Genomic DNA, 26,827 nt, shown 5'->3' with positions numbered 1-26,827 from the left:
GACCCCATTGGGGTATTTTTTTTGGCTCTATGAGTCATAAGCTCAGTTTAGTAGGTTTACAGCTTTTTGTTTGTTGAGAGCTATTAAGGCCCGTTGGTCAAGGGGTTAAGACACCTCCCTTTCACGGAGGTAACAGGGGTTCGAATCCCCTACGGGTCATAACTTTACTTCTTAAAGCAACAAGGGATGAGAATTCCAAAGGTTCGTCGGAGGATCATCATCGTTAGCAACTGCTACGCAGTCTCGAGCGAAGTGAGAGTATCCCCTACGGGTCCATAGATACGGAGGCTTAGCTCAGCTGGGAGAGCATCTGCCTTACAAGCAGAGGGTCGGGGGTTCGAGCCCCTCAGCCTCCACCATTTTAGGGGCATAGTTTAAAGGTAGAACAACGGTCTCCAAAACCGTTGGTGTGGGTTCAATTCCTGCTGCCCCTGCCATTTTATTATGAGCCATTAGCTCAGTTGGTAGAGCACCTGACTTTTAATCAGGGTGTCGAAGGTTCGAGCCCTTCATGGCTCATTGTTTTTGTACATGTTGGGGGATTATTCATCCCGCGTGTAACTTCTAAAATCATCAAAATGTACCATAGTTATAAGCTATACTGACGATGGTGCCTGCTGAATATCAAAAACCCTTGAGTATTCCTCATGGGTTTTTCGTTTTTTCTCAAACTCTATGGAGTAACTATGACAATTTACAGTTCCCTTGGAAGGTCGCTACTTTAGCGGCTTTTTAGTTTATCGGTGAAAGGGTCTAGACCTAATTACTGATTATCTAAAAATTAAATGATAACTCCCTACACTTTAGTTTATTAAGCTAACGAGCAGTACAGCAGAACAAAGAAAACAGGGATTATTATTCTTTACTATGTATAATTATGCTATTAAACTAATTGAAGACTTGCATATTAAGTATAATTATTGAAAGGTTGATAAAAATGAATCTAATCTGTGAAACTCAAGTCGTTGCGGATTATTTGACCGTGACTGACGAGGTCAATTATGACCACCCTCTGGTTGCTGGACTGGCTTCAGAATTAGCAGCATCATCGGAAGATCAGGTGGATTATATCAAACAGTCATATATGTATGTCAGAGATCAAATTGCCCATTCCTGGGATATCAAGAGTTCTAGAGTCACATGTTCTGCTTCAGAAACATTGATTTATAAAGAAGGTATTTGCTATGCCAAAGCAAATCTTCTATGTGCCATATTACGGAGAGAGGGAATACCATCTGGCTTCTGTTATCAACGACTTACGATCGGGGACACTCCAGATACAGGCTATTGTATCCATGCATTAAATGCTGTTTATATTCATCATTTAGATTCGTGGATCCGATTGGATGCTCGAGGAAACAAGCCTGGAATCCAAGCAGAGTTTTCATTGGATGAAGAAAAACTTGCCTTTACGATCCGAAAAGAGTACGACGAAGCCGAGTATATGACGATATTTAAGTCCCCACATGTTAAGACTATTGAAGCTTTGAAAAATAATACGGACTGCATAAATATGTATTTGTACGGGCTGCCTGAACAACTGTGATTAACGAACTGCGGGGCAATAAGGTATAGTTTAGAACTAAATATAAATTCTAATGCATATACTAGGAATATTTTGGCTGGAGATCGGTCTAAATATTTAATTAATCTTATAAATCTCCCTTCAATTATTTTTGGATTGGGGATTTTTTGTTTTGTCAGAAACCCTACCTGATTATGTACTCATTGATCTATTTAAAAGTAACTTTAGGGAAAATATGCTAAAGTAGGAATGATAACTAAAAATAACATGCCTGTAGCTTAGACGTTTCTGCTTTAATCAGGTTGATTAGGAGGAAAAAGTATTGTTCTCAATTGTGTCAATCTTTGCAATTATATTTAACTTGGTGTTATACGGATTGGGCGTATATGCTCTGATCCTATTTATAAAACTTGCTCAACGTGGAATCCAAGCATTGGATATCTATCTAAGTGAAAAACGCGGGGGACGCTTCTAATTCTCTCATGAATCAACCAACCACAAGATTATCATTTTTCTCTCAGTGTTTTATTTCTACTGGTTTAGTATGATTAACACATCAATTAAGTAAAGAGAGGGCAAATGACATGGTGGATACTTTTTTAGAACAAATCAACGAGTTGAACGAGCTTCAAAAAGACTTGGTCAGCATACATCCTTTATTTACAGAGCATTATCCTGTGGTAGTTGCATTTGATGCCCTATTATATATGTATGATTATTCGGTAGAGAAAGGGCAATATGAATGGGTGAAAACTGTTCCGGATGATCTTAACATCCCTGACGAGTGTCTGGCAGCCATGCCAGTGCACCACATGAACGAACGAATGTGTGCAATTGTGACAGACTCAGCCTTCCAAAATTTTGAGCAGAAAGTGTATCTGTTTCACGAGTATGTTCATTGTTATGTCTATGAGAAATATGAGGAGATCGGGAATCGTCTTCCAATTAAACATAGGATGGAGAAGATTAAACGTGTGACATGGGAGCTCGATTATGAATTCCCTTATGAGGATGAGAATGTGGTCCAGCGGATCAATTCACTGTTGTCTACCTTGAAGAGCGGAGATGTAGTCCAGGTACAATCAGCAAGAAAAGCGTTATTCAGCTCTTTAACAGAGGAACAAGGAGAGTACTGGAACTGGCTGGAGTGGAACGAAGGCTATGCGCGATATATCGAGAATCGGATACGAGAAAAATTCGGGCTGGAACTGAATCATTTGGGGGACGCAGCCCCTTATAATCGTCTGGTTTTCTATGAGTGCGGTTCGGAGTACATCAGTCTGTTGGTTCGTGAACAGCCGGCTCTTCATACAGATTTGGAACAGTTGTTTAATACAATTCTGTTAGAACGAGTTCAGGGATGAATTTGCTTTTCCTCGGCTAAATGCTGTTAAGTAACGGTTATTATCGGTTCTATGAGCAGCAGACTCTGATCTAAAGGAGAATATTCCATGCCACTGCCTATGGTTCACTTACATGTAGCTGTGCTATTTGCTGATGCTAATCCAAAACGTGTTGAACGAGGTCCGTTCTATCTTGGGAATATTGCACCGGATTCCATTCATATGCGTGAAGGTACAACAAGGGAGGACAAGGAATACACCCACTTCAACCCCAAGGGTGATGAGAATTATGTCGCACGTTTACAAGAGCTATACTCCGTCTACATTCAACAATGTTCAGCTGAAGGCTGGAAGTGGTTTATACGCGGTTATTTCATGCATGTCATGACGGATTATTACTGGTTTCGGAGTTTGTATCCTGAATTCGTGGAACGAGTCACCAGCACGGATGAAACCAACGATGTGAAGCGAACCAAGGATGAACTTGGCCGGTTGTACTACCAGGAGACAGATCAGATTGATTTTAACCTCTACCATCATGCCAGTTGGAGTGGGGACGTATGGTATATGCTTAAGAATACGCAGAGTTATGATGTTGAGGGTCGTTTAACCGCAGAAGAGATTCTGCGCTGGAGGGATCGTACAATTTCATTTTTTAACGAGCAAGCCAATGAGCCCGGAATCGTGCCCACATACTTGACTGATGATTTGGTACAGGCGTTTGTGACAGATAATGTGCAGCGGTTGAACTTGTTATTCCAATCGTGGGACCCTGAGCTGCAGCATCTGAATGTGAACATGGGAAGCTAGGGAGGTAGTATCTAATGAAAAAAGGAGCAATCCTCTTATGCTTATTCGCTATTTTCCTTGCGAGCTGCACACGTAACGATACTTCTGGTTCAGATGAAAATCTTCCTTCGCTCATCAGTTTAACCTGTAACCCCGATTACACATTTGACTCTTGCCAAGATATTCAGTTCGATGAGCATAGCGAAGTTCGGGTGATCATGAATGCGATAGGAAACGCGGAACTTTTACCCGGAAATCTTAATTACCTAGCACGATACAAAATGAGTGTAACGAATACGGATCAATCCGTGACCAAATATGATTTTTCTATAGGAACTGATCCTAAAAAGAAGGCCCTGTTGGTAGACGGGATAGACACCACCACGGGATATAGCATATCGCTAGAGGATTCAAATCAACTAAGAGCATTAATTGAGAAGCATACCGATTAATCAGACATCATGAAATGGAGAGACCGTTATATATGGATCAACCGACTATCATTCAACCCTTAAATTCAACAGATGTGGAGGGTGCCTACCTGGTGTTTGAACGTTCCATCACGGAGGCGTTTACTCAAGAGGGACTGGGTTCGCTTCAGGATGATATTAAGGATGAAATAGAACACAAAAAGTCGCTGCTTCAATCAACATTGCTTCCGGACAAGTCTAGTGATTCTACTGAAAACGGGTCTTTTTTTCTGCTGGCTAAACGCGGAAATAGCGTAGTTGGGACGATTTCATATGCGCCCTGCGGCGAGGAGATTCGGATTCTGAGTGAGAATCGACTGAATGATATCGGGGAATTGGGTAGCTTATACATACTGCCGGAAGTTCAAGGTCAGGGACTGGGTTCGATGCTCATTCAGGCGCTCGCAACTGAACTTCAGAAGCGAGGGATTAAGCAATTTTGCCTGGATAGCGGCTACCGGACAGCGCAGAAGAAATGGCAGCGAAAGTTTGGAGAACCCTACACCGTGGCACACAACTACTGGGGCGAGGGAACGGACCATATGGTGTGGTTATGCAATGTGAATGATTTTGCAGCAAATTAAAAGCCCAAAAGAGATGACAACCTGAACTGCACAGGGGTCATCTCTTTTACTAAGTGGAACATTCAAAATGTGAGGGGGCTTTCTGCTGAGGTTTGCTTTCCTCAGTGTATTCATTCCAATTTACGCAGAAGAGGGGGAAGGACGTTTGATACGAATTGTGTTCTTCGATGTAGACGGTACATTGTTGAGCGAAACAGACCGTAGTTTATCATCAGCTACGGCGGATTCCATTCGCGAATTAATACATAAAGGCATACGGGTGGTGCTTGTCACAGGCAGGCCCTACAGTTTGTGTGAGGAATTCATTGAATTGGGGATTGATACCATTATTTCGGCCAACGGGGCATTGATCAAAATCGGGGATGAGATTATACATAAGTCCGTGCTCTCTGGACAGACGGTCCGGGAATTAAGTGAATTTGCCGAGTTGAACAATCACAGCATTTCTTATTTTACAGAGTCATTTGCGATAAATGGTTTACGTGCCACGGATGTCCGCGTCTTAGATGCCTTGCAGGAAACCCTTGGCGTAATGCATCCTCCGCAGAAAATCGAATCTTTGGAGCAGGAAGTGGTTTGCATGTGCTTATATGCGGATGAGCCAGAGGCTGAGAAATTTCAGGCCAGATTTTCTTCATTGCGCTTTGTGAGATTTCATCCGTATGTGTCCAATGTGCTGGAAGAAAACGAAGTATCCAAATCTGCAGCTGCTGCGAGAGTCCTTGACTATCTTAATCTGACCAGAGAGGAAGCCATGGCCTTCGGTGATGGAGAGAATGATATTGATTTGTTAGAGTTTGTGGGCCTCGGGATCGCAATGGGAAACGCGGGAGAACGTCTTAAACAAAGCGCAGATTACGTTACTCTTAGAGCGAGTGAGGACGGGGTCGCCCATGCATTGAAGAAATTTAAGTTGATATGAGCAAGAAGGATCTAATGTAAAATATATCCTTAATATGGATTTTAATATAAAATGGTAGATAAAGAGGTGAGGGAGATCGAAGAATTGATTTTTTTTGTGTGTATCTTGATGATGACAGTCACATTACTTAGCATCGAAGTGAAAACCAAAAAAATAATGCAGGAGCAAGCCCGAATAAATCAGAAGCTGGAGCAATTTCTGGAGAAAGACTCCTGACTGACGAGGAACAGATCCACGTAATTTAAGGCAAAGCTAAGGGGGCAAAAGTACAATGGACCAGATTAAAGCCATTATTTTTGACTTGGACAATACCATTTTGAACAGGACGCGAACTTTCGAGGGATTTACCCAAACCCTATTGAAGACATACTTCGGCCATTTGGAGACTACCGATAATATCAGCCAACGAATTATTGAACTTGATCAGGACGGTTATAAGGACAAACCGCTTCTATTCAATGAATTGCTGCAGGAACTGCCTTGGTCCGTGTACCCGCTGCATGCAGAGCTTATGGAGTTCTATGGCAAGGAGTATGTAAGAAGCGCGGTGCTGATGGAAGAGGCGCGGGAAGTGGTGCAGCAACTCCGAAGCAAATATCGAACCGGATTAATCACCAATGGCAAAACAGATATACAGTATGGAAAAATCGATCAGCTTGGAATTCGGGATGATTTTGACCTGATTATTGTTTCGGAAGAAGCTGGGGTGAAAAAGCCCGATCCGCAGATATTTCGACTAGCACTCGATCATTTCGGTCTGTCTCCCGAGCAGTGTATTTACATCGGAGATCATCCGAGGAACGATGTTGAGGGAGCTGCCAATGTAGGCATGAACACCATCTGGATGAAAGTCAACCAGCCTTGGCAGGATAGCGTCACGGCCCGTCCTCTGCATTCCATCACGCATCTGCGTGAATTGCTGCCCTTGCTATAAGGGAGGAATAGTTGAAAGAGTGAGGATGTTGGCTGCATCCCCACTCTTTTTTAGCATTACCGACCTCAAATTCAAGCATTGTCTATCTAACAAGGTTCAGGCTGTTATGATTCGAGACTTCGAGCGTCTGCTGCGGTTTTCAATGGCTTCTTCATAGTCCCTGACCAATCCGTCAAAAATATGTTCCCAGGATCGCTGGAGAGCCAGCTTCCTGCCTTCCAGCCCCATCCTTTGAAGCTGATCCATGTGATCGCCCCAGAGACATATCTCACGAATCAAGGCTTCGGGATTGCCCGGCTCAAACAAAACACCACTACGGTGATGCGCCACCAGATCTTTCACACCTCCCGCATTTGCAGCAAGAACAGGCAGTCCGGAGGCCATGGCTTCCAGCACCACATTTCCAAATGTTTCTGTGCAGGAAGGAAACACAAACCAATCCGACGAAGCATACATAGCAGCAAGCTCTTCGCCACGCACATAACCGGTAAAAGTCACATTGGGTGGGCATTGAGAACGCATTTTGGGAAGCAGAGGTCCGTCCCCTACAATGAGCCAATGTACACGGGATTGCATGTGTTCAGGCAGGTTCTGCATGGCAGACGTGAGCGTAGCGATATCCTTTTCTGGGGCAATTCGTCCAACGTAGAGTAAAATAAGAGGGGCTGTTATATTGTAGCGAGTACGGATCGCATCTCTTCGTTTATCTGGTGTATACAGATCACAGTCAATTCCGCGTGACCAGAGCTTAAGACGCTGAATACCTTGCGACTGGAGTGTGTTTAGCGTTTCCAAGGACGGTATTAGGGTGGCATCGGCGGATCGATGGAACCATTTGATGTACTTCCAATAGAGAGGAATCATGCTTTTTAATCGGTAATATTCGAGGTAGCGATCGAAGTGGGTATGGTAGGAGACCACATGTGGCCGCTGATGCTTGAGTGCATACTTGAGACCGAGAAGTCCCATATTGAAAGGTGTAGCGATGTGCAGCAGATCTGGCTCAAAAGCTTGCAGCTGTTGATGGATGGAGGTCCGGTTAGGTAAGGCGATCCTACATTCCGGATACAGAAAAAAGGGGATATTCGCGACCGCTCGTACCGAAGCGGAGTCGCTGCCATCAATGACAGACATCGGAGTAAACAGCAGATGTTCGATACCTCTGCGGTTCATGTGGTTACTCAGGCGGTGCAGTGTACCGGCAACACCATTGGTTTCGGGAATGTAGGTGTCGGTAAACAAGGCCAGGCGCATCATTACCCCTCCCATGACTCTTGATGTAAAGATCATAACAATGGATCGTTTTCCGCAGGTCAAATGAAGGTTAACTTCAAGACGCTATATGTAAATTTGAAGATAGCCTGTCCAGGAGAAATGATGAATGTATTCAATTAAAATAGGTTATTCTGCTATGATATAAAAGTTCAAGCGACTGAGAGGTTGTTTTGACCGCAAATGGGTCTAGTGTATATAGGAGGAAATGGATGAATACTTTACAGGAAGAATTACAACAATTATTGCCTTTGGATCAGCTTGAAGCCATGTCTGGGGAAGAAGTGGTGGGGAGTGTGGCCATGGATCTATACCGTGCGGAGTTTGCAACCATTCGTGAATGTGGGCCTGAACTTCCGCAGGTTCTGCGTGACGTCATCCTAATTATTGATCTGGATACCGAGCTGTCCATGAACGGCATGTCCGGATTTTTGGAAAATGCAAGCGGAGGGTTCCTGCAGGAAACCATAACAGCGATGCAGCGGATCGGGAACGAGGCTGATGCCGAGATCCTGAAGAGTATCCAGCACGAGTTATCCGGAAGTGGCGTCACTTCCGAGCAACTGAGGCAGAATGTGAATGCATTGTCTGAGCACGACGTAGCCACGTCGCTGAAAACACATGGGCCGCACATTCATGAAGTCTTGCAGCGGGTAGAATTGCAAGCTGGAAGCTTGAGCATGCAGGAAGATAATGAAGAGGCATTCGATCTTCTGTATCAATATGTGGACAATAACAAAGACAGCTTAAGACAGGAAATCGAGCACATCTTGATGAATTAAATTCAGTTCACGGGGAGAGCTGCCATGATTGTGATGATTAACGGAGCGTTTGGTTCGGGGAAGACATCGGCTGCGCATAAGCTGAACTCACTCATGTGGGACAGTATGATCTTTGATCCGGAAGAAGTCGGTTATATGCTGAGAAACGTGATTGTGGACGATGTGAAGCTGGAACATGAGAAAACGGACGATTTTCAGGATATGGAGCTATGGAAAGTCCTTACCGTGCAAGTCGCCCGTGAAATCAAGCAGAAGTATGGCAAACATCTGATCGTGCCAATGACAATCTATAAAACCGAACCATTCGAGTACATCCATCGTGGCCTGCGAGAGATCGATTCCGAGCTGTTTCACTTTACACTGATGACTTCAATGGACACGTTACACGAGAGATTGCTAAAACGCGGGGATACGCCCGGCGGGTGGACATTCAGACAAGGAGAGAAGTGTGCTGAAGCTTTTCACGGATCTCGGTTTGAGGAATATGTGATGACGGACGGCCTAACGACAGATGATGTGGTGAATCACATATCAACCCGACTGATTAATGAAAACACCGTGTATAAGGGGGCCAAATGATGAGGGTCAATAGGCGTTTGTGCGTTGAATCATTACTGGTAACACTGTTCATGATTTTGGGTATGATCGGTTGGAAGGTGGCTCAAAGCATGTGGATGACAGCGACTTACGTACCTGAAATGTCACATAGCTATTCATCTGTTGCTAATTTGCAATCCCAAGTTACATTTGGAGCTGTCGTTCGATGGGATGCCGGGTTGATTTTTCTCTATGCCACTGGTTTTATTCTGTTTACCGCCGCTTATTATGGAATCCGTTCAGGCCTCTTGAAGAGAAAGCAACGTTCTTAGAAACCATGTTACCTCATTATTTCTATACACCAAGGGCAGCCCGGCTCGTCAGGTAATGACGGAGAAGGCTGCCCATTTTGTTGTACCGGCATTAGATGTCAAATGGCTATTCAGTCGCTTCCTCCAGAATGCCAGCTGCTGCCTTCTGCCCAGATAACACGGCACCTTCCATGGTGGTAAACATGGGCTGTTTGGTATAATCACCAGCAAGATAGAGTCCACGGATAGGAGTCACCTGTTCGGGACGCTTGCGTTCATTGCCTGGGGCGATTCGATAAAAGTTTTCATTTCCTCGGACAATACGATACTCGGTTACGGATGAAACCCCTTCATGAAGTCCGAGGGCAGCAAGGCCTCTCCGAGCCCGATGCCAGACTTCCTCATCTGGGAGATCAATTAGCTCATCCGGGTTTACCATAATGATAGAAGCTCTGCCAGGTCGTCCACGAAACGTAGTGCGGGATTGTTCTCCGAATGAACCAACATCAGTACCGGGTCCAAATGTTGTCCGGTCTTCGGGCAGAAGAGGAAGTGCCGATTCGAATTGTACCGTAACATGCGGCATTGCATCCAGGGTCAGGAAAGGTTGGAACCATTCATGCTCACTGAAATGCTCCTCAAGCAATTGCTGGGAACGACGGATATTGGCCGCAACAACGATACGATTCGCTTTGATTCGTTCACCATCTTTTAATTCCACACCTTCCAAACCATTCACTCCCACTAACAATCGCGTTACAGGTGCGATGGTGCGAATGTGCCCTCCTTTTTGCTCGATTGCTGCTGCAAGAGGGGCGCACATCACATCCGTCATGCCCCCGGTGAAGGCACCAATCCGCATTTTATGAATACGCGGGATGCCCGGAAGAAAGAGGCCGAAGAAGGCGTATGCCGAATATTGCTCAAGAGGCATGAAGAAAATGCCGGAAGATAACGGCTCAACGATGCGCTCCAGCGCCTGCTCATTTACTCTGTGCTGCTTAGCATAATCAAGCAGCGATATCTCATCCAATTCCTCAGGCCTAGAGACACAGTCCTTGAACCCTGCAGCCAGAAACGGGACTAGGGAAGCCTTATCGCCAGGTGTAATAAAATCATTGTTACCTAGTACGCCTGATAATGTTTTAAGTGGAGCATGGATAATGTCCAGTCCAAATTCGCCGTACTCTTCTGCGTCAGGATGGCGGACTTGCATGGTTGTTTCCCAAGCCAGCATTTGATCCAGATCTATGCCTGCCCGTTCAAGTAATTTTGGCAATTCTTTATAATATCCGATGAATTTATGAAATCCCGATTCGACTTCCATCCCCCGCTCGTCCCAATTGCCTGTGCGTCCCCCTACATATGGGGCTGCTTCGAGAATCAGCACGGGCTTTCCCTGGTCCACAAGTTCGAAGGCACAGCTTAAACCAGCCAGACCTGCGCCAATGATAATCGTGGGGTCTTCGTTTTTTTCCTGATTTTCACGTTGTGTACTCAATAGAAATCGCCTCCTCTATCTTTATTTAATATACCCATTATTTCCAGCAGGCAAGCTGGCTAAGAAGATCATGTAAGAGGCTATTGATAAATCAAATCAACAAATGAAAAAAAACAGCCCTCTGACCGCATGAAATGCAGCCTGAGAGCTGTTGATTTACTATAAGAATTGAATTTATAGATGCTTGGAAATGACTTCTTCAAGACCTTGGGCTACAGAGTGAGCTCCTCGCTCCAAATGTCTGTCATACAGATGCAGACGTACGAAGCTTTCATCCGTACCCATGGCTTCTGCAAAAATGCCGCCAAGACCACGTGCTCTTCGGTCGATCTGCAGCAGCAATTCCATGGAATCGCCCATCGGATAGAACAGCACTTCGAGTTCATCCAGGTATCCACGGAACTTGTTCGTTGGCACAAACTCAAACTCCTGTACAAATGGCAGATTGCCGCCAAGTTTTGGAGCATAATCATTGGTCACTTCGCGCAGCCGGAAACCAAGGATGTCGATGGCATCCAGCACGGTACGCATATCCTGAGTGGGCACAACGCGAAGTCTGTCCCGATCTGAAGGGTCAACGGCACTTGAGATATCCAGGCCGGTCTCTACCCAAACCTCTGCGCTATGGAGCGTGATCGGAAGGTTTTCTGGCAGGTCGAACGAGAATTTCTTCTCAAGCTTCGTCCCAGGTTGCAATGTAAATCCTTCGGTCAGCAAATATTTGGCGACAACAGCTGTTTCCTTTACTTTGCGATCATCACGTTCCCTTATGTAATGCGTGTTGATGGTCAGATAGATCCGGTCCACGTTTTGTTCCACATCTCCAGCTTGAATATAGACGGTTCCCGAAAGGACTCCTCCTGGCTCGACCTCAGGTGTATCGAGTTCCGTGTTGACCTTCGCTGCTCCAACACCTACACTGGCTAACATTTTCTTGAAAAAAGACATCCGTTCAACCTCCAGATCATAATGGTTTATACATGGAAAATAATTCGACTTCGACCTTAATACGGAATCGATGAGATAGTCGTTTCAAATTTGTTGTGAATGGTTGTTGAGAACGTACAAAGCACTCGCTTAGCCAAAAAATAAGATAGTGAAAAGACAGGAGAAATGAACTCCAGTTGTCGAATATTGTTTAATTAGGGATTTCCTTCTGGAAGGAGATGTAACGATGGGAATGGATTGGTACGATATGATCGCCCTGCGAAACGGAGGATATAAGGGGAGATCTGCATATACCTGGGAAGGTCAATCGGCGGAGGACATTTTTGAAGAACGGTTGATCCGGTTGCTCTCTCAGCATCAATCCGTGCTCGATGCGGGCTGTGGTGATGGTGATTTTACACTGAGAATGTCTGCACATACCCGTCATATTACGGGTTTTGATAACTCTAAGAAGCTGCTGCATATCGCACAGGCTGCGCTTGAAGCGGCAAGCGTAGTGAACAATATTGAGTTTGTGTATGCCACAACGAAGACCGAAGTCCCTTTTGAAAATGGACAGTTTGATCTGATCTATGATCGCAGAGGGCCTACTTCCATCATTGAACATGGAAGAGTGCTGCGGAGTGGCGGCATGATCTTCGGCATACATACAGATGTAAGCAAGGTGAAGGAACGATTGCTGCGCAACTGTTACGAGCAGATCGAGATTGAGGCGTTCAATGAGGCGTTCATGATTTTCCCGAATGAACAGGAATTTGCACTCTTTCTCTCCGATGTTCCAGGCAATCCAGATTACACACTGCCCGAGTATCGCGAACAATTACAGGTGAAAATCCAGGAGCATCACATGAACGGAAGAATTGCTGTGCGAGAGCTCAAGTACATCTGGAAGGCTGTAAAAACCGCCACATAACAACAATTTATCGCTTGGAGGTGCAACGATATGAATCGAAACAAAACGAAGGTACTGCTGCTTGGGGACGAGGTTAGAGCACTTTACGAGCAGATGGACAATGGAGAATGTAAATATAAGATGATAGCAGATGACGGGAGCTATTATTGTAGAACGGTTGCCTCTCGTGAAGGAGCATGGCAGAACAGCCATCTTCATCTGCATGTGACCGAGCATTATCTCGTTCAAGTGGGCTGGATTGCTTACGCATCATATGAAGGCCAATCCATTTTACATCTTCGGATTGTTACGAAGGACAGCACATTGTTGTTCAACCGGGGGTTCATCACAATCTGTACATGTCTGCGGGCAGTGTAATACATACCATCAAATACGGGATGAACACCGCTAGTGACTGGATGGCATCTCCCGAATTGGATCGGTTGACACAATCCTTATCGGAGCATCAAATTTTGCAAAAAGGCAGCTAAGCAGTCAGGGGGATGGACCCATGCGAAAACGAACCATATTTTGGATCACGGGGATGGCTATTGTAGTTGTTGTGATCCTGCTTACCTACAACAACTTGGTCCCCAGTCTGAAGGAGCAGGATGTCAGCATGAAAGGCACCATTCGTCAGGTCGATACGGATAAGTTTGAGGTGGATATGCAGATCACCCGTACCAAAGAAGACAATGGTATTCACATGGTATACCCCGTGATTTTCGGTTGGGGCAATCTGTCTTTTAATGAGGAACTGAACGATTCATATTTCAGACCTTCTTCCGTGGGGACTTCAGGCGAATTGGAACAGCTCGTTCATCAAGCATTGCAGGATGAGGGGATTAATACGAGTAACGAAAATGGGCATTTCGCGGGATTCTCCATACCTGATGAAGCAGGTACTTACAGAGTGCGTTTCTCGATCTCTCCTTTGAGTGAAAATGTTCATTCACTAGATGATCCCAAGATCTATTATGTGCATCAAGAGAAGGTACTCGGAAAAAATCTAAATTGGGTCAAGAAGGAGCGCATGGTGATGATTAAGGAGAATTTGGAGTGAAATCAATATACCGATCCAATGAGATTGCCGTACGATTGTTGGAAAAAGCAGACGAAGTTCATCTCGTTCAGTGGCTGTCTGACCCGGCAGTACTGCAATATTACGAGGGCCGTGATCAGCCGCATGATCTGGAGCGGGTAAGAGAACATTTTTACAGACAGGAGGATGCCACGAGTCGTTGCCTGATTGAGGTGGAAGGTAAGCCTATAGGCTATATTCAATTCTATGAGCTTGAAGAAGATGAACGAAATGAATATGGCTATGGAGATACGGATGAGACGATCTATGGAACAGATCAATTCATAGGCGATGTAGCGTACTGGAATAGAGGTATGGGCACAAAACTTGTGCAATCTATGGTAGCCTATTTAACAGATGAGAAGCTGGCTCGGAAAGTAGTCATGGATCCCCAGACATGGAACGTACGGGCCATCGCTTGTTATGAGAAATGCGGTTTTAGAAAAATCAAGCTGTTGAGGGAACATGAGCTGCACGAGGGCCAGATGAGAGACTGTTGGTTGATGGAATATGACAAGGAGGAATGGAGAATGGATTTGCGTTATCCGATAGGCACATTCGAACATACCGGCGAAATTACAGCCGCACAGAGGGAGCAGTGGATTCAGGATATTGCCGAGCTTCCAGAGCGTGCAAGAGAAGCTGTAAAAGGATTAAGTGACGAGCAATTAATTCTGCCCTACCGGGAAGGTGGGTGGATGCTCAAACAGGTTATACACCATATGGCAGACAGTCACATGAACAGCATGATCCGTTTCAAATTGGCTCTCACCGAGGATACACCAACGATAAGACCTTATTATGAAGAGCGTTGGGCAGAGCTAAACGATTCAAGGGATTTGGATATTGAGTTCTCCCTGCAAATACTGGATGCGCTCCATCGACGCTGGGTTGCACTGCTGCAAACATTATCCGATGAGGATTATGCTAAACAATTCTATCATCCGGGTTCGCAGGAAACGACGAGACTGGATTACAACCTGGGGGTTTACTCCTGGCATGGCAGACACCATGTAGCCCATATCACTTCGCTGAGAAAAAGGCTGGGGATCTAACAGAGAGGTGCAGCTATTGTGAAAGAGCCGAAATGGTCTTATTTGAATGAAATGGAGCAACCTGAACGAGGAATTGCATTCGTGATTATGGTTACACAGTTTCAGGAGAAATACGTCATTGTTTACAACAATAAACGCAAAGGATGGGAGTTTCCGGGGGGCACTTGTGAACCAGGTGAAACTCCGCTGAACGCTGCAGGCAGGGAACTCTACGAAGAGACAGGAGCAATAAGGTTCAATCTTGAGCCTTTTGGTATTTACAAAATGAATGAGAACCTCGGTATGGTTTATTATGCCTCTGTTGACGAGTTCAACTCCATGTCTGTAGAGCTTCCGAATCATGAAATTGGAGGGCTAAAATTGGTGGATGCCTTGTCTTCGGGCATGAGCTTTGGAGAAATGTTCTATACTTTTTTGGATAAATGGACAGCGTACCCCTCTAAGGGAACTATCCAGTATGATATGGATTTAACGGGTGCGTTACTAAAATCTAAACGATGTTGTAAGGGAGAGACAAGATGAACATACATATTCGAACGTTGAATGAGGATGATCCAGCCTTAATCTCTCGGGCATTTCAGGAACAAGGCTGGGTCAAACCTGTGGAACAGTACCTTCACTACCTGGCAGAACAGGAAGAGGGTAAACGCGTCACATTGATCGCCGAGCTGGACGGAATATTTGCGGGGTATGTCAACATCCTATGGAGTTCATCCTACCCATCGTTCAAGGAGCAGGGAATTCCAGAAATTAATGATTTCAATGTGCTGATCCAATATCAGCGTCAAGGCATAGGTTCACGATTAATGGATCGCGCGGAGGAATTGATTCAAGAGCGCACGGATACTGCAGGGATTGGGGTTGGCGTATTCACCGATTATGGCAAAGCCCAGATCCTGTATGCGCGCCGCGGATATATCCCGGATGGCAAGGGAATTCACAAGCATGATCGGTACCTTATGCCAGGGGATGAAACCATCATTGATGATGACGTCGTACTTTATTTAACGAAGAAATTGAGGACAGTTTAGAATTAATAATATATATTTGAGCGTGGCAGTAAAACAGGGCTTGAGCAGAGGTTTTTCTCCTGCGATAAGTTCTGTTTTTTGATTCATATTAACTAGGTTTTATCTATGGAAACGCACAAGAAAAATAGAGATATATTCGGCAAAAATGGTATAATATAGTGTAGGCTTTTTGAAGCAATATGACGAGTTAAAAGGGCTGGATATCAACGGGTTTGCATGGATAACTAACGATTAGTTTCATACATAATAGAGATCAGGCAGGAACACCTTTGGAGGGATTTGAGGAGGGATATTGCGTTGGAGAAGACGATTAAAAATGTACAGGATCTGTATGATATGCTGGATGCAGAGTTTAGATCAGCGAAGCAATTCTGGGAGCCATTCTATGAAAATCGGGATCGTCCGATTCCCTTTTTCCCTAACAAGCCTGATGAGAATCTGGTTGAGCAAGTGAATTCGGGCTTACTTACGGGCGGAAAAGCAATGGAGCTTGGCTGTGGACCAGGGCGGAATGCACTCTATTTGACACAAGCAGGGTACAGCGTCGATGCGTATGACCTTTCCGAAACAGCGATTGCATGGGCCAAGGAACGAGCTGGCGAAATGCAGTTGGATGTGAACTTTGAATGCCGATCCGTATTTGAACTAGAACCGCAGCAGGCGTATGACCTTGTCTATGATTCCGGCTGCTTGCACCACTTGCTGCCACACCAGCGTATCCCTTACATTCAGATGATTACCAATGCACTCAAGCCTGGGGGCTATTTTGGCATGACGTGTTTTGCTCCAGGTTTTGGAGGGTTGGGCGGACCTGAGACCGTGATGAACGACTGGGAAGTGTATCAAGAGCGATCAATGAAGGGTGGACTGGCTTTTACAGAGGAGAAGCTTCGTTATTTGCTGGAAGATCCGTTTGAATGCGTAGAGCTGCGCCCGATGCAGGCGATGGGTAAGGAAGATCATCGTTTCGGCCTGCCCATCCTGTGGGTGACGTTATGGAGAAAACCACTTACTGATAAAAAAAAGGAGGACTAAGCATGGGGAACAAGGGGTTTATTATTACTGGTACGTCCAAGGGGATTGGCTTGCAACTGGCTCAGTTGCTACTGGAACAGGGAGACCGGGTCTATGGCGTTTCACGGGAGACTGCTGAGCTTCTGCATGGCCATGACCTGTATAAGCATTTTAAATATGATCTGAGTGATCTGATGGGTATAGAGATGTTGGTGACACGAATACTGGAGCATATTCCTTTACAGGAAACCGAGTTCATAGGACTTATTAATAATGCAGCAATGCTGGAACCCTTGAAACCGATAGATCAGTGCAGTGCAGAAGAGATAAGCAAAAATTTGAATATTAGTTTGGCAGCCCCGATGATGTTGAGTTCTTCTTTTATACGGCAAACTAATCATCTTGCTGCACGGCGGAAAATTGTGAATCTGACCTCGGGTTCAGGTAGTTACCCGGCACCCTCCATGTCTGCATACTGTACTTCAAAAGCTGGAATTAACATGTTTTCGGCGTGTGTGGCGATGGAACAGTCTGAGAAGATGAACCCTGTAGAGGTCATAGCATTCGATCCCGGCATGGTAGATACAGAATTACAGGCTGTGGCAAGAGGCAAGAGTGCAGATGAATTTGTGCTATCTGGTCTATTTAATCAAGTATATGAAGCGAAGCAATTAAGGTCGCCACGGGAGGTAGCCAAGCAGCTCATTGAACGGATCGAAGAGATCAGTGATACAAACAAAGTCATACATACCATGGAGAGCTAGCATGACCCAGTACGTTTTCTCGATTTTACTGCAACATGTTAAGATCCCTTTGATCTAACTTCAACTTCGCTGTAAACTGACAACATACTGAGATGGGATTAGTTCATTTGTAATTAACTTATTCCAGCCTTAGAAGAACGGAAATGTGGTGAAGGAACTTGTTTAAAATTATGCTCATTGAGGACGATGAATCCTTATTCAGCGAGATCAAGGAAAGGCTGTCCCAATGGTCTTATGACATATATGGCATACAGGATTTCGGCAAAGTCATGCAGGAGTATAGTGACGTTCAGCCGCAGCTGGTCATCATTGATATACAATTGCCCAAATATGACGGTTTTCACTGGTGCCGGATGATTCGTGCTCACTCGAACGTGCCCATTATTTTTTTGTCTTCACGGGATCATCCTACGGATATGGTCATGTCCATGCACCTGGGCGCGGATGATTTTATCCAGAAGCCCTTCCATTTCGACGTCTTGATCGCCAAAGTCCAGGCCACATTGCGGAGGGTGTATAACTACAACACGGAACGCATCGAACTTCGAACCTGGCGCGGGGCCGCGATAGAGTATGTGAAAAATACACTTACGCTGGGTTCTGAAGCGGTTCTTTTGACCAAAAACGAGATGTTTATTCTCAAAGTGCTGGTAGAGCACAAAAATCAGATTGTCACCCGTGAGGAAATGATTCGAAGCTTGTGGGATCATGAACACTTTGTAAGTGATAACACGTTGACGGTCAACGTCAATCGGCTTCGCAAGAAGCTCGAACCACTTGGGCTGGATGGATATATCGAAACCAAAGTGGGACAGGGATATATGGCAACGGAAGAGGCCGAAGCGTGATCGGCAAATACATCAGAGAGAAGCTCAGCTGGATCTTGCTGCTGGTAGCCATACAGCTCATCATTTTGTTTGTTGCCTATGTGGATTCTTCCATCCCTCTTCAATCCTTGGCATACGTTGTTATCTTGAATGTGGTGATTTGCATTGTGTTTATCTGGGCGAGATATCCGAGGGAAACCCGTTTTTATAAAAAACTAACGACCTGGGACCATACCTATGATCTGACAGATCTGGATTCAGCCGAAAGTCCCTATGAGCTTATCGTGCAGGATTCCGTAACCTCTCAGACTGAGCGCTATCGGAAGGAATCCTCATCCAGTCTGATTCTGCTCGAGCAGGAGAAGGACCAGATGTTATCCTGGATCCATGAGGTGAAGACACCGCTCACGGCACTGCAGTTAATGATTGAGCGTTCCCCGGATGAGAAATTGCGGAATCAGATGACGTACGAGTGGCTGCGAATTCACCAACTGCTCGATCAACAGCTGCATCAGAAGCGAATTCCATTTATGCATAACGATCTCTATATCGAAGAGACGGAGCTTGAACCAATTTTGAATGCAGAGATTCGAGCCTTGAAATCCTGGTGCATTTCCAAAGGCATCGGTTTCGATGTATCTCTAGGTGTTACGCGTGTTTTGACCGACAGTAAATGGCTGAGTTTTATGATAAGGCAGCTGCTAAGCAATGCGGTGAAATACAGTGAATCCTCGGATATTATCATCGAAAGCTGGGAGCAGGAAGGACATCACGTTCTCTCGATTCAGGACCACGGACGTGGGATTGAAGCGCAGGATTTACCCCGTATCTTCGATAAAGGTTTCACCTCAACTCGAGGCAGGCTGGAAGGTGCGGCTACCGGTATGGGGCTGTACCTGACCCGGCAGGTGGCACAAACGCTTCATATGGACATTCACGTCGAGTCTGCTCCCGGCGAAGGCACAACCGTTAAATTAACCTTCCCCCGGAAAAACGACATGGTGCATCTTGCGGGCGTGTGACAACAATGTCACATGCTTTTTCGTTTTGTTCGGTGAATCGCACGATAAGTTGGCAGATCCCGCCTATGATATAGACATACCAAAGGAGAGTGTGTGGGATATGTGGATACTGGAAGCCAAAAAAATTAGCAAAGTATATGGCAACAAACTGAATAAGCAGGAAGTGCTGAAAGGGATAGATCTTGGGGTTGGCAGAGGAGAATTTGTAGGCATCATGGGACCGTCGGGTTCAGGGAAAACGACATTACTTAATGTGCTCTCTTCGATAGACCGGGTAAGTCAGGGGTCCATTGAGATTGAAGGCAAGGAGTTCACCGGGATGAAGGAGAAGCAGCTTGCTGAATTCCGCAAACATCATCTTGGTTTTATTTTTCAGGAATATAACTTGCTTGATACGCTTACCGTGAAGGAAAATGTACTGCTGCCACTTTCCATCACGAGCGTGCCGAAGCAGGAAGCACATCGGAAGTTCGAACAAATTGCCCGTGAACTGGGCATCTATGAACTAAAAGACAAATACCCATCTGAAATTTCGGGTGGTCAGAAACAGCGGACCTCGGCTGCGCGAGCCTTTGTTCATGATCCGAGCATCATATTTGCCGATGAGCCGACAGGCGCACTGGACTCCAAATCAGCTTCGGATTTGCTTGGCAAATTAAGCGAAATGAATATCAAGCATCAGGCTACCATTGTGATGGTCACTCACGATCCGGTTGCTGCGAGTTATTGCAGCAGGGTGATTTTCATCCGGGACGGGCAGATCTATACTCAATTGAATAAAGGAGACGAGTCCCGTCAGTCCTTCTTCAACGACATTATCAAAACCCAAGGCGTGTTGGGTGGTGTGCAGCAATGAGCTTGCGTTACATCATCTTCCGCAATCTGAGAAAGAACCTGAAAAGTTATTATTTATATGTATTTGCGCTTGTTTTTAGCGTGGCCTTATATTTTTCATTTGTGACGCTGCAGTATGATCCTTCCATGGATGAAGTGGCGGCCTCGACCAAAGGAGCGGCGGCGATTGGTACGTCTTCCGTATTATTGATTGTTATCGTGGGCATTTTCCTGCTCTACGCCAACACCATCTTTATTAAGAGACGCAGCAAGGAGATTGGTTTATTTCAGTTAATTGGGCTGACGAAAGGAAAAATTTTTGGCATTCTGAGTACGGAAAATTGCATTCTCTATTTTGGCTCCATGGCGGTAGGTGTTCTGATCGGTTTCCTTGGTTCCAAGCTGGTGCTGATGATTTTGTTCAAGATCCTTGGCATTGATGCGATGACGAAACTGTATTTCTCTCCGATGGCCTTGGTCCAGACCCTGATTGTGTTTGCTGTGCTGTATTTGCTTATCATGCTGATGAATTATACCTTTATCAAGGCGCAGAGTATTCTCTCGCTTTTCCGGGTAACGGCTAAGGCTGAGCAGCAGGTACAGAAGATGTCTATCGCACAGATCATCATCGGCATCCTGGGTATTGTCCTGATCGTGTTCGGATACGTATTATCCGCAAGGATGTTCAGCGGCCAAGCACTGGATATGCAGCAGCTGATGTATATGATGCTCCTGATCCTATTTTCGGTCATCCTGGGGACGTATCTGTTCTACAAGGGTTCAGTCAGTTTTATATTTAATCTGATTCGCAAAAGCAAAAACGGTTACCTTTCCATCCATGAAGTCTTGTCGCTATCCTCCATCATGTTCCGTATGAAGTCGAATGCGCTGCTGCTCACGATTATTACGACGGTGTCGGCACTTGCCATCGGCATGCTGTCACTGAGTTATATTTCATACTATTCGGCTGAAGCCCAAGCGAAAGAGAGTCTGCCGGAAGATTTCTCTTTTGCTCAAGCAAGTGTAAAAAATCGGTTTGTAGCAGAGCTTAAGGAGAAACAGATTCCATACGAGGAGAAGCACAGACAGCCCATTTATATTGAAATCGATGCCAGCGAAGTAATGGACGATTCATTGAAAGGAGAGCTTCTGTTCAGCAGCGTGGTCAGTGACAGCATGGTCGATGACATGGATCTGAAGCCCGGTGAAGTGATCTTTATGGGGTATGGCAATGTTGTTAAGCAGATGATTTCCATTCAGGAAAAGGGGTCAATCGTTCTGCATGGCTTGAAGCAAACCTTAGATCAACAGTTGGTCGGTACAACCAAACAGGGAGTCCTTCCCGTATACTATACCAAGGGGACACCCGTAGCTGTGGTGGATGACACGGTCTATCAGCAGCTTCAGAAGGATCTTGATCCTTCATTGCAAGAAGACGAGCCGACGGACTATTATGGTGTGCGCATTATGAATGAGGAACAGGCAGAAGAGGCTTATGGCGTTTTCCAAGCACAGCAGCTTACGGCCCCAAGCTTCTCGCAGATCGAGTTCAGAAATAACCAACGCACCAGTATGGGGCTGATCATGTTCATTGTCGGTTTCCTTGGTCTGACCTTCCTGATTACTTCTGGATGTATCTTATACTTTAAACAAATGAATGAAAGTGAAGAAGAAAAACCGAGCTATACCATCCTGCGCAAGCTCGGATTCACACAGGGCATTCTGCTGCACGGCATTCAACTCAAGCAGGTCTTCAATTTCGGAATTCCGCTGGTGGTGGGATTGTGTCATAGCTATTTTGCGGTGAAATCCGGGTGGTTCTTCTTCGGTACGGAACTGGTGACACCAACAATCATTGTCATGATTCTGTATACACTGCTGTATTCCATCTTTGGACTGTTATCGGTGTGGTATTACAAGCGGGTTATTAAGGAAGCGTTGTAGATCGGAATGAATGATGTGGCAAAATATCACGTAAAAAGGTCAGGCTGTCTCTGCAGCCTGGCCTTTTTGCCATCAAGATGAAGGATAATTGAATCCGTGCAGTTGCTCCATTCCATCAAACATGGAAATCCGACTCTGTTCTGAACCTGTCAATATAAACATGTTTTGCATGTCCATATCGCATGCTGGCTAGTCTTTTTTGTGTAGGTAGATATCACATTCAAAAAATACCTCTTGGAAAAACAGGTGATAAATGGATGCTGGACGAAATGATTAGAAGTGAGAGTACTTTCCAATGAGTTATCATGAAGGGGGGGATATGATGAATTGGGCTAATCGAATCACGCTCGCTAGGATGGCTTTGATTCCGTTATTTATGCTGTGCTTTATTCCGTTATCTCCTTCAATTCTGGAGCAAAGTGAAATTCTGCAACTCATGAATCAGCATGGGACTACCTTTGGGGTAATTATTTTCATTATTGCTGCCGGTACAGACAAGCTGGATGGTTATATAGCCAGAAAGTATAACCAGGTGACCAATCTGGGGAAATTGCTGGATCCGCTTGCCGATAAACTGTTGATTTCCGTGGCCCTGCTCGTCATGGTACAAGAAAATATGATCGGTTCATGGATCGCGGTTATCATTATTGGACGTGAGATTTTGATTACGGCAATAAGAATGGTCGCAACCGAACAAGGCATTGCTCTCGCGGCCGATCAGTATGGCAAGCTCAAAATGGTGCTGCAGGTTGCTGCAATCATAGCAATATTGCTGGGCAATTATCCATTTCACCTGCTGACGAATATCCGGGTGGACATAGCTCTACTATGGGTGGCAGCAGGCGTCACGCTCATATCCGGGATGAATTACATACGAGTGAACTATAAGATGCTTCAATTAGGAAAATAAATTAGGGGAATACAGTTTACATGTCAGATGAAGGAGGTTGAGAGCACTGATTGAAGCTAAAGTTTTGCTTGTTAAACCTGGGTCATTAATAGAGGAGGAAACGGGGACAGATAACTGGCTGATTGCTGTGACACAACGGCCGGAGGTACAGTATGCCGATGTAAATGATCGTAACCAGGTAGAACGGTTAATGATGAGTAGAAAGTTTGGACTTGACGCTCTTCAGATGTCTATTCATGTATTTGATGATCGTGGACAACCTTTAATCGGATATGAAGTCCCAAGTGGCTTGAATATTTGGCACGATTATCTGAAAGCGATTCGTATGTTGATGGAGCAGGGCAAAGTCTCTGTGAGTTACGGTATTGATCCGCTCTTGCTTGAAATGGAGCAGTATGCAAATGGACAAATTAGGTTTGCTATACGTTTGGAGCTAGTTCCCCAGCATATACTCACACAGTTCACCATACATGCCCGGACGTTTCTGTTGGAAATTTTGAGATCTATTGAATTCCTATGGATCAAAATGTTGCATGAGTACCATCCACCTAGTGTGCTCGATATATCAAGACCCAAAGATGACGGTAAAGAACGATTTATAGAAATTAATGCTTTGCGTAAATGGGTATTAGAGTTACCCGAATAGTTTACAACATAGAACGGAGCAGGCATGAAAAATGCAGGTTCCGTTTTTCTATGACACAACAGCAATCAAAAAAATATAGGGCCTTGGCAGCGTTCCCGAGTATACTTGTAGTAGTAGCTGAAACCACATGATACATATCGGAAAATGGCACAAGTGTGCTGACTCAGGAGGATATTAATGCACCAAGAGCATACCGCGGGTCTAGAGGAAAACTGGATTCAATTCATGATATTAAAGACCAAACTGGAACTGCCTCCTTTGCCTCCAAATACGTTGGATCGTCCAAGGCTCAGTTCAACCAGAGAACAATTATACAAGTTTAAAGTCACGCTGCTTACTGCTCCGGCGGGCTCCGGGAAGTCCACATTGTTAGGCAGCTGGGTGCAGCACGAGCAAGCAGCCTGTGTTTGTCTGGATGACAAAGATCAGGATCCGCTTCAATTTTGGTTGTATGTTATTCACGCGCTTGATCGGGTTAAGCCGGATTTTTGCCGTGAAATCTTAGGGCATTTTTTGCGAGGCTACAGTATGGATCCGCGATCAGCACTGGTGTTGTTAATGAATCACCTTGCCTTGGCAGAGCAACCGGTGTTACTTATTTTGGATGATTACCATGCTGTAACCCAAGCAGAGATTCATGAACAAATGGAGTATTTTGTTGAGAATATGCCTCCGTCCGTTCATCTCGTATTATCGAGTCGGACATCTCCGCCGTTGAAGCTGGAGAAGCTGAAGCTTCGAGGGGAACTCAGGCACGTTATGCTTCAGGATCTGGCGTTCACTGCCGAAGAAGGAGTAAAGTTCTGTCAGGATGCTCTAAACCTCAACGTTACCATTTCAGATGTCCATAACTGGGTGCAGCAGACGGAAGGGTGGGTGGCCGGGCTTAAGCTGCTGGCTCTGTCCTATACCGATAGCACAGAACAAGTAAGATCTCTCAGTGCCAATCGACGGGCTCCAACTTTCCAGGATGATCAGCATCACTATAGTGATCGGTCAGTTTCCGAATATTTGCTGGAGGAAGTGTTTCATCGGCAATCCCCGGGAATGCAGCATTTCTTGCTCAGGACTTCTGTCGTACAGCGGATGAATGGAGATCTATGCAGAGCACTGACCGATATAGGTGAAGCTCCGCAATTGCTCAGACATCTGGAGAAGGAGCATCTGTTTCTCATTACAATGGATCGGGGAGCGTACTGGTTCCGTTATCATCATATGTTCTCATCCTTTTTGCGGCGTGAGCTTGCTCGTTCCGGAACGGAACAGGTGAACGCACTTCATGCCAAGGCAGCGCGGTGGTACGAACAGCAAGGATATGCAGCTGAAGCACTCGATCATTATATTCATGGACAGCATGTGCAGGATGCGGCCCGGCTGCTGGAGGAGTTATTTGCACATTTTATTATGGGAGAATGGTGGACACTTCGAAGGTACTTCGATGTTCTGCCACAGGGGGTAGTGAAGGCTCGTCCCAAATTGTATATGTCCTATTTATTTCTTATCGCTCGTGAACGGCCATATGGTGAGATGATGAAAGAGCTTGATGGACTGGAGCATATGATTCAAGTGCATTTACAGGACCAGTTGCCACCTGAGATAAGCAGTTACTTGCTGCAGGTCGTTTGTGTGATGAGGGCTTATATGGCTTATCTAAACAGGGATTTACAAGGGCTGTCTGACCATCTGATCTCTTATATCGATCAAGGTTATCCGGATGATATTGCGTTTCAGTATATGGATTATGACCGGAGGGAAAGCATGCGTCTGCGCAGCTTCCACGGTGTGAACGGTTCCCTGCAACGAGGCGAACAATGCTTCGGTACAATCACGAATCGTTGGTTTGCCGAGAGTTCTTATGTGACCTCCTATTATGGTACTGGCTATGCGGAAATAAAGCTGGAGCAAAACCGCTTGTCCGAAGCGATTCATTATGCGGATCGTGCTCTTGAAATTGCACTCCAGATCAAAGTCGCTGCACTTCTAGTACCTGCCTACGTTCTCAAAGCAAGAATAGAAATGGCTCAAGGCAGACCGAATGAAGGGGTGAAGCTGCTGCAGCAGCTCTGCAATCTGTTATCTGTCAAGGATCTGGAATACTGGCAGCCGATCATTCAGGCGCATCAATACCGTTTGCAACTCGAGATTCAACCTACAGCAACAGCACAACTTGTGGTTGATGACTCCATTATCGAAATCGTGAACCCTGAGATCAGCTGTGATCAGGTATTCAGCTCGCTTGTACGTGTGCGTGCTAAAGTCCTGTTAGGGGATGAAGAGGAGTCCTTGAATGAGCTGAAACGTATCCGTACGCTTGCTGAAGACCGGAACTGGTTAACGGAACAAGTCGAATGCGGACTGCTTGAGGCTCAGATTCTTCAACGCCAAGGGCGTCAGGAGGAGTGTATGGCTCCGCTGCTGCGCGCTATAGCGATTGGCAGTTCCGAGGGCTACATTCGTTCTTTTGTAAACGAAGGCGAACCGGTCAAGAGCCTTTTGCAGCATTACCTGCATCTGCGTCGTACGCATTCCATACCAGATTCGGGCATTAAACTGGCCTATGTAAAGGAGCTGCTATCTGCATTTGCAAAAGAAAATCGGGATGGCATTCCCTCCGTGCGACTTAGTCTCATGGAGCAAAGAGTATTTGGATACATTGCTGAAGGGTTAACCAGCAAACAAATCGCAGCGGAGTTTGGGATTTCGGCAGGAACGGTTAATACGCATATCAGGCGGGTGTTTGCGAAGCTAGGCGCGAGTAGTCGTGCGCATGCCGTACAGATTGCCGAGCAGCAGGGCTGGCTGTGAATGTGCAGCAAGCTGTCTATCGTTTTGTAGACTATTTTCTCATGGAAGTCTCTCCTACAATAAAGACAATTAATAACTTTGCTT

The 26,827-nt window shown here is 45.5% G+C and carries 28 protein-coding genes, 4 tRNA genes and 1 pseudogene; 30 read left to right on the top strand and 3 right to left on the bottom strand.

All coding sequences use genetic code 11. The annotated features are described in order from the left end of the window. Nucleotides 1–87: 87 nt before the first annotated feature. From CHH60_RS10910 to CHH60_RS10860, 11 genes are all read left to right on the top strand, one after another. Nucleotides 88–159, top strand: a tRNA-Glu gene (locus tag CHH60_RS10910). A gap of 124 nt (nucleotides 160–283) precedes the next feature. Beyond that, nucleotides 284–359, top strand: a tRNA-Val gene (locus tag CHH60_RS10905). 4 nt (nucleotides 360–363) lie between these two features. Further along, nucleotides 364–437 (top strand) — tRNA-Trp (locus tag CHH60_RS10900). Nucleotides 438–446: 9 nt separating this feature from the next. Beyond that, nucleotides 447–519, top strand: a tRNA-Lys gene (locus CHH60_RS10895). Between the two features lie 418 nt (nucleotides 520–937). Next, nucleotides 938–1,546: a transglutaminase-like domain-containing protein gene (locus CHH60_RS10890; protein WP_095359216.1), complete on the top strand. Its 609-nt coding sequence runs from the start codon at nucleotides 938–940 to the stop codon at nucleotides 1,544–1,546. Nucleotides 1,547–2,109: 563 nt separating this feature from the next. Next, complete coding sequence (locus CHH60_RS10885) at nucleotides 2,110–2,889, top strand: hypothetical protein (RefSeq protein ID WP_095359215.1); 780 nt, start codon at nucleotides 2,110–2,112, stop codon at nucleotides 2,887–2,889. Between the two features lie 87 nt (nucleotides 2,890–2,976). Then, nucleotides 2,977–3,678 (top strand): hypothetical protein, encoded by a 702-nt coding sequence (locus CHH60_RS10880; protein WP_095359214.1) that lies wholly within the window; start codon nucleotides 2,977–2,979, stop codon nucleotides 3,676–3,678. 14 nt (nucleotides 3,679–3,692) lie between these two features. Further along, nucleotides 3,693–4,109, top strand: a complete 417-nt coding sequence (locus CHH60_RS10875; protein WP_095359213.1) for a hypothetical protein — start codon at nucleotides 3,693–3,695, stop codon at nucleotides 4,107–4,109. 32 nt (nucleotides 4,110–4,141) lie between these two features. Continuing rightward, complete coding sequence (locus CHH60_RS10870; RefSeq protein ID WP_095359212.1) at nucleotides 4,142–4,711, top strand: GNAT family N-acetyltransferase; 570 nt, start codon at nucleotides 4,142–4,144, stop codon at nucleotides 4,709–4,711. Nucleotides 4,712–4,856: 145 nt separating this feature from the next. Continuing rightward, nucleotides 4,857–5,633: a Cof-type HAD-IIB family hydrolase gene (locus CHH60_RS10865; RefSeq protein WP_095359211.1), complete on the top strand. Its 777-nt coding sequence runs from the start codon at nucleotides 4,857–4,859 to the stop codon at nucleotides 5,631–5,633. Between the two features lie 271 nt (nucleotides 5,634–5,904). Further along, nucleotides 5,905–6,567, top strand: coding sequence for an HAD family hydrolase (locus CHH60_RS10860; RefSeq protein WP_095359210.1), 663 nt, complete (start codon nucleotides 5,905–5,907; stop codon nucleotides 6,565–6,567). A 96-nt stretch (nucleotides 6,568–6,663) separates the two neighbouring features. On the opposite strand, the gene CHH60_RS10855 is transcribed toward CHH60_RS10860, so the two are convergent. After that, nucleotides 6,664–7,821, bottom strand: a complete 1,158-nt coding sequence (locus CHH60_RS10855; protein ID WP_095359209.1) for a glycosyltransferase family 4 protein — start codon at nucleotides 7,819–7,821, stop codon at nucleotides 6,664–6,666. Between the two features lie 230 nt (nucleotides 7,822–8,051). Between CHH60_RS10855 and CHH60_RS10850 the strand changes: the two genes are divergently transcribed. The 3 genes from CHH60_RS10850 to CHH60_RS10840 are packed head-to-tail and all read left to right on the top strand — an operon-like array spanning nucleotide 8,052 to nucleotide 9,490. Continuing rightward, a complete protein-coding gene (locus tag CHH60_RS10850; protein ID WP_095359208.1) occupies nucleotides 8,052–8,621 on the top strand; it encodes a DMP19 family protein in 570 nt (189 codons plus the stop codon). A gap of 24 nt (nucleotides 8,622–8,645) precedes the next feature. Then, nucleotides 8,646–9,200, top strand: coding sequence for an AAA family ATPase (locus CHH60_RS10845; protein WP_095359207.1), 555 nt, complete (start codon nucleotides 8,646–8,648; stop codon nucleotides 9,198–9,200). Further along, nucleotides 9,200–9,490 (top strand): hypothetical protein, encoded by a 291-nt coding sequence (locus CHH60_RS10840; RefSeq protein ID WP_095359206.1) that lies wholly within the window; start codon nucleotides 9,200–9,202, stop codon nucleotides 9,488–9,490. Before CHH60_RS10845 ends, CHH60_RS10840 begins: the two co-directional genes overlap by 1 nt. A gap of 106 nt (nucleotides 9,491–9,596) precedes the next feature. Here the strand turns inward: CHH60_RS10840 and CHH60_RS10835 are convergent, their stop codons facing one another. Both CHH60_RS10835 and CHH60_RS10830 read right to left on the bottom strand, forming a co-directional pair. Then, nucleotides 9,597–10,970 carry a hydroxysqualene dehydroxylase gene (locus CHH60_RS10835; RefSeq protein ID WP_255247891.1) on the bottom strand — a complete coding sequence of 458 codons (1,374 nt, stop codon included), beginning with the start codon at nucleotides 10,968–10,970 and terminating at the stop codon, nucleotides 9,597–9,599. A gap of 174 nt (nucleotides 10,971–11,144) precedes the next feature. Then, complete coding sequence (locus CHH60_RS10830; RefSeq protein WP_095359205.1) at nucleotides 11,145–11,918, bottom strand: sporulation protein; 774 nt, start codon at nucleotides 11,916–11,918, stop codon at nucleotides 11,145–11,147. A 226-nt stretch (nucleotides 11,919–12,144) separates the two neighbouring features. Here CHH60_RS10830 and CHH60_RS10825 point away from each other — a divergent pair, with 226 nt between their 5' ends. The 16 genes and pseudogenes from CHH60_RS10825 to CHH60_RS10755 all read left to right on the top strand — a co-directional run bounded on the left by CHH60_RS10825 (nucleotide 12,145) and on the right by CHH60_RS10755 (nucleotide 26,743). Beyond that, nucleotides 12,145–12,831: a class I SAM-dependent methyltransferase gene (locus tag CHH60_RS10825; RefSeq protein ID WP_095359204.1), complete on the top strand. Its 687-nt coding sequence runs from the start codon at nucleotides 12,145–12,147 to the stop codon at nucleotides 12,829–12,831. Nucleotides 12,832–12,861: 30 nt separating this feature from the next. Further along, the gene (locus tag CHH60_RS10820; RefSeq protein ID WP_095359203.1) at nucleotides 12,862–13,188 is read left to right on the top strand and encodes a hypothetical protein; all 327 of its coding nucleotides are present in this window, start codon (nucleotides 12,862–12,864) and stop codon (nucleotides 13,186–13,188) included. A gap of 133 nt (nucleotides 13,189–13,321) precedes the next feature. Continuing rightward, on the top strand, nucleotides 13,322–13,873 hold the full coding sequence (locus CHH60_RS10815; RefSeq protein WP_095359202.1) for a hypothetical protein: 552 nt from the start codon (nucleotides 13,322–13,324) through the stop codon (nucleotides 13,871–13,873). Further along, nucleotides 13,870–14,331: pseudogene (locus tag CHH60_RS29765) on the top strand (GNAT family N-acetyltransferase); the annotation flags it as partial. The gene CHH60_RS10815 and the pseudogene CHH60_RS29765, both read left to right, overlap by 4 nt. Before the next feature lie 90 nt (nucleotides 14,332–14,421). After that, the gene (locus CHH60_RS29760; protein WP_176476029.1) at nucleotides 14,422–14,946 is read left to right on the top strand and encodes a YfiT family bacillithiol transferase; all 525 of its coding nucleotides are present in this window, start codon (nucleotides 14,422–14,424) and stop codon (nucleotides 14,944–14,946) included. Between the two features lie 18 nt (nucleotides 14,947–14,964). Then, entirely contained in the window at nucleotides 14,965–15,468 is a 504-nt protein-coding gene (locus CHH60_RS10805) for an NUDIX domain-containing protein (RefSeq protein ID WP_095359200.1), read from the top strand. Then, on the top strand, nucleotides 15,465–15,977 hold the full coding sequence (locus CHH60_RS10800; protein ID WP_095359199.1) for a GNAT family N-acetyltransferase: 513 nt from the start codon (nucleotides 15,465–15,467) through the stop codon (nucleotides 15,975–15,977). The genes CHH60_RS10805 and CHH60_RS10800 overlap by 4 nt, the downstream gene beginning before the upstream one ends. A 297-nt stretch (nucleotides 15,978–16,274) precedes the next feature. Continuing rightward, nucleotides 16,275–17,012, top strand: a complete 738-nt coding sequence (locus CHH60_RS10795) for a class I SAM-dependent methyltransferase (RefSeq protein WP_095359198.1) — start codon at nucleotides 16,275–16,277, stop codon at nucleotides 17,010–17,012. A 2-nt stretch (nucleotides 17,013–17,014) separates the two neighbouring features. Continuing rightward, nucleotides 17,015–17,755 carry an SDR family NAD(P)-dependent oxidoreductase gene (locus CHH60_RS10790; RefSeq protein ID WP_095359197.1) on the top strand — a complete coding sequence of 247 codons (741 nt, stop codon included), beginning with the start codon at nucleotides 17,015–17,017 and terminating at the stop codon, nucleotides 17,753–17,755. Nucleotides 17,756–17,913: 158 nt separating this feature from the next. After that, complete coding sequence (locus CHH60_RS10785) at nucleotides 17,914–18,603, top strand: response regulator transcription factor (protein WP_095359196.1); 690 nt, start codon at nucleotides 17,914–17,916, stop codon at nucleotides 18,601–18,603. Further along, entirely contained in the window at nucleotides 18,600–19,604 is a 1,005-nt protein-coding gene (locus tag CHH60_RS10780) for a sensor histidine kinase (RefSeq protein WP_095359195.1), read from the top strand. The genes CHH60_RS10785 and CHH60_RS10780 overlap by 4 nt, the downstream gene beginning before the upstream one ends. Before the next feature lie 100 nt (nucleotides 19,605–19,704). Beyond that, nucleotides 19,705–20,460 (top strand): ABC transporter ATP-binding protein, encoded by a 756-nt coding sequence (locus CHH60_RS10775; RefSeq protein WP_095288406.1) that lies wholly within the window; start codon nucleotides 19,705–19,707, stop codon nucleotides 20,458–20,460. Next, nucleotides 20,457–22,382 (top strand): FtsX-like permease family protein, encoded by a 1,926-nt coding sequence (locus CHH60_RS10770; RefSeq protein ID WP_095359194.1) that lies wholly within the window; start codon nucleotides 20,457–20,459, stop codon nucleotides 22,380–22,382. Before CHH60_RS10775 ends, CHH60_RS10770 begins: the two co-directional genes overlap by 4 nt. Nucleotides 22,383–22,704: 322 nt before the next feature. Then, entirely contained in the window at nucleotides 22,705–23,292 is a 588-nt protein-coding gene (gene pgsA / locus CHH60_RS10765) for a CDP-diacylglycerol--glycerol-3-phosphate 3-phosphatidyltransferase (RefSeq protein WP_095359193.1), read from the top strand. Nucleotides 23,293–23,329: 37 nt separating this feature from the next. Further along, nucleotides 23,330–23,938 (top strand): hypothetical protein, encoded by a 609-nt coding sequence (locus CHH60_RS10760; RefSeq protein WP_095359192.1) that lies wholly within the window; start codon nucleotides 23,330–23,332, stop codon nucleotides 23,936–23,938. A gap of 177 nt (nucleotides 23,939–24,115) precedes the next feature. Next, nucleotides 24,116–26,743: a LuxR C-terminal-related transcriptional regulator gene (locus CHH60_RS10755; RefSeq protein ID WP_095359191.1), complete on the top strand. Its 2,628-nt coding sequence runs from the start codon at nucleotides 24,116–24,118 to the stop codon at nucleotides 26,741–26,743. Nucleotides 26,744–26,827: the final 84 nt, after the last annotated feature.

Source organism: Paenibacillus sp. 7523-1, from assembly GCF_002276415.1.
GTDB classification, from domain to species: Bacteria; Bacillota; Bacilli; order Paenibacillales; family Paenibacillaceae; genus Paenibacillus; species Paenibacillus illinoisensis_A.
Note: the sequence above shows the minus strand (reverse complement) of the source record. Positions and strands in the feature narration are given on the sequence as shown.